The organism is Christiangramia aquimixticola (assembly GCF_048285835.1).
Classification (GTDB): domain Bacteria; phylum Bacteroidota; class Bacteroidia; order Flavobacteriales; family Flavobacteriaceae; genus Christiangramia; species Christiangramia aquimixticola.
The window spans coordinates 137,536-140,833 of record NZ_JBLVTL010000004.1 but is presented as its reverse complement, the minus strand read 5'-3'; the positions used below and the strand labels follow the sequence as shown (position 1 = coordinate 140,833).

Genomic DNA, 3,298 nt, shown 5'->3' with positions numbered 1-3,298 from the left:
GGCCACCTTTTTTTAGAAATTATAAAATTAAACATATGGAAACCAAAAAAATGACCTGGACCAAGGAGGAGCTGAAAGTTTACATTTTATTGATGTGTGCCAACGCTGATGCTGTAAAAACAGATGATGAAATAGACCTGATTCGTTCTCAGGTAGATTCAGAAGCTTATGAAAAGATAAGCCGGGAGTTCGCAAATGATTCTGAAGAAGAGGGTCTGGATAAGATCGAAGAAAATATCGCCCATCACGAATATTCGCATAAAGAACTTCAGCATCTCTATGAAGAAATGCGGGATGTATTTATTTCAGATAAAAACTTCTGTTTGATGGAGAGACATCTGGAAAGAGTTTTGCAAAATATCCTGTATTAATTGCGGCCTTTTACCTGAGTTTTATTTGTGGTGCCGGTAGACTTATATAATGTGAATAACATATATATAAAACACGTTTACATAATTTTTAATAGAAAATGCGTTTCGGTATTTTAGCAGGCATTTAAAAACGTGAAAATTGGCAGCAAATAAGAACCAGAAGGTGACCCCTTTAATGAAGCAGTATAACAGTATCAAGTTAAAATATCCTGATGCGATGCTGTTATTTAGAGTTGGGGATTTTTATGAAACTTTTGGAGAGGATGCGGTAAAAGCTGCACGTATCCTTAATATCGTGCTTACCAATAGGAATAACGGTGGAGAGAAAACTGAACTTGCAGGTTTTCCTCATCATTCCCTCAATACTTATTTGCCAAAATTGGTAAAAGCGGGTCAGCGGGTTGCTATTTGCGATCAATTGGAAGACCCAAAGATGACCAAGACCATCGTTAAACGAGGGGTAACAGAACTGGTGACTCCGGGAGTTGCCATGAACGACGATATTTTAAGCAGTAAATCCAATAATTTTTTGTGTGCCGTTCACTTTGGAAAAAAGGATCTGGGAATTTCATTTCTGGATGTTTCCACGGGAGAATTTCTTTGCGCGCAGGGAAACAGGGAATATGTAGATAAATTACTTCAGAACTTTGATCCAAGTGAGATCCTTGTTCAGAAGAAATACAAAAAAGATTTCAACGACAGTTTCGGGAAAGACATGCACTGCTTTTACCTGGACGACTGGATCTTTAAAAGTGATTATGCTCTTGAAACTTTGAATGGACATTTTCAAACCAAGTCTTTAAAAGGATTTGGAGTGGATCACCTGGACGAGGGGATCATTGCTTCCGGGGCAGTTCTTTATTATCTGGCAGAAACCAGGCATCATCGCCTTCAGCATATTTCATCCATTAATCGTATTGCAGAAGAGAACTATGTGTGGATGGATAGGTTTACTATCAGGAATCTTGAGCTTTACCATTCTACGGCGGCAAATGCGGTTACCCTTCTTGATGTTATCGATAAGACGATCTCACCTATGGGTGGAAGATTATTGAAGCGTTGGCTGGCTTTGCCTTTAAAGGACGCAACACTTATTGAAAAAAGGCTGGAGGTCGTGGAATATCTTATGAAGAACCCTGAAATTTTAAGCAAGGTTCAGGATCAGATAAGAGAAATGAGCGATCTGGAGCGGTTGATTTCAAAAGTGGCCACCCAGAAGATCAGTCCGCGGGAAGTAAATCAGCTAAAAAATTCCCTTGATGCCATCTTACCTGTAAAGGAAACAGCCCTTAATTGTGAGAACGAAGCTTTAAAAGTTATTGGAGAGAATTTGAACAGCTGTGACCTTCTTAGGGCAAAAATTTCTGAAAGTCTTAGCAAAGATGCCCCGGTAAATGTTCAAAAAGGGAATGTGATCGCCAAAGGATTTTCAACAGAACTGGATGAGCTTAGAGATCTGGCATTTTCAGGAAAAGATTATCTGGATAAAATGATCCAGCGGGAAACCGAAAAGACGGGAATTTCTTCGCTGAAGATTGGGAGCAACAATGTTTACGGGTATTATATCGAAGTAAGAAATACTCATAAGGATAAAGTTCCGGCCGAATGGATTAGAAAGCAAACCTTAGTTAATGCTGAAAGATATATAACTGAAGAACTCAAGGAATATGAATCCAAGATCCTGGGCGCTGAAGAAAAAATTCTTCAGCTGGAGCAGGAACTCTTTGCGAAATTAATCGCCTGGATGGGAAATTATATAGATCCTGTTCAGCAAAACGCAAAACTTATCGCCAGGCTGGATTGTCTGGGATCTTTTGCGCAACTCGCCCAGATCGAGAATTATTGCAGGCCAGAGATTACCGATAGTCATATTCTGGAAATAAAAGATGGGAGACATCCCGTGATCGAAAAACAGTTGCCAAGCGGCGAGGTGTATGTGACCAATGATTTGCATTTAGACAGGGAAGACCAACAGATCATTATGATCACCGGTCCCAATATGAGTGGTAAATCGGCAATATTAAGACAAACCGCCCTGATCGTTTTAATGGCTCAAATGGGAAGTTTTGTTCCGGCCAGTTCAGCAGAGATTGGGCTGGTAGATAAAATTTTCACCCGTGTAGGAGCCAGTGATAATATTTCCATGGGAGAATCTACCTTTATGGTCGAGATGAATGAAACGGCAAGTATACTTAACAATATTTCCAATCGCAGTTTAGTTTTGCTTGACGAAATTGGGCGGGGAACCAGTACTTATGACGGGATCTCGATTGCCTGGGCGATAAGTGAATACCTGCATGAGCATCCTGCAAAACCTAAAACCCTGTTCGCTACACATTATCATGAATTAAATGAAATGTGCGATACCTTTAGCCGAATCAAGAATTTCAACGTTTCGGTTAAAGAATTAAAAGATAACGTATTGTTTCTTAGAAAGCTGGTTCCCGGAGGCAGTGAACACAGTTTTGGAATTCACGTGGCAAAAATGGCCGGAATGCCACAAATGGTCCTGCATAGAGCGAATAAGATCCTTAAAAAACTGGAGGCATCTCATTCCATGGAAGATTCCGGCGCTGTTATGAAACAGTCGGCAGAAGATGAAATGCAACTTAGTTTCTTTAATCTTGACGATCCGTTACTGGAAGATTTGAAACAGGAACTTTTGGGAATTGATATAGATACTCTTACGCCGGTGGAAGCTTTGATGAAGTTGAACGAGATCAAAAGAATGCTAAGTAAAAATAATTCGTAATTAATTTTTGCCTTTAAATGCTCATTACGAAGCTTTAAGCCATTGGTTGAAAAAACATTCCTGAACTATGGCTGTTTTTTCTCAAAAAATTCTTTGGTATTATGAGATTTGTCTTAAATTTGCCTCCGCAATAAGGGCTTCGGCATTATTGTTATGTTCTTAAAAATCGCGAAAA

The 3,298-nt window shown here is 39.5% G+C and carries 2 protein-coding genes; both read left to right on the top strand.

Annotated features, from left to right (window positions below):
* Positions 1-371 (top strand): hypothetical protein (locus ACNKXV_RS09840; RefSeq protein ID WP_417907555.1); only part of this gene is annotated, 371 nt, incomplete at its 5' end.
* A gap of 175 nt (positions 372-546) precedes the next feature.
* Positions 547-3,123 (top strand): DNA mismatch repair protein MutS, encoded by a 2,577-nt coding sequence (mutS, locus tag ACNKXV_RS09835; protein WP_417907749.1) that lies wholly within the window; start codon positions 547-549, stop codon positions 3,121-3,123.
* Positions 3,124-3,298 lie beyond the last annotated feature (175 nt).

What these genes read in the sequence shown, in the direction of transcription:
- mutS (WP_417907749.1), top strand. Translation starts at nt 547, where the DNA reads ATGAAGCAGTATAACAGTATCAAGTTAAAATATCCTGATGCGATGCTG.